The organism is Acinetobacter sp. ANC_7504, from assembly GCF_056779995.1.
Genome location: NZ_JBWYIZ010000047.1, coordinates 1 through 231 on the forward strand (window position 1 = coordinate 1; position 231 = coordinate 231).

Consider the following 231-nt stretch of genomic DNA (forward strand, 5'->3'; position numbering starts at 1 on the left):
ATGGTGCAAAACTTGAATCGAAAACGGTCATCCTGTCTACAGGTGCTCGTTGGAGAGAAATGAATGTACCAGGTGAGCAAGAATACAAAACACGTGGTGTTGCGTACTGCCCACACTGTGATGGTCCATTATTCAAAGGCAAACGTGTGGCTGTGATCGGTGGTGGTAACTCTGGTGTTGAAGCGGCAATTGACCTTGCGGGTATTGTTGAGCATGTCACTTTAGTTGAGT

Annotated in this window: 1 protein-coding gene; it reads left to right on the forward strand. The window is 46.8% G+C overall.

Translation table 11 applies throughout. The features are described 5' to 3' along the window. A partial coding sequence (locus tag AC1M9F_RS14560; RefSeq protein WP_481598126.1) for an FAD-dependent oxidoreductase occupies positions 1 to 231 on the forward strand: 231 nt, incomplete at both ends.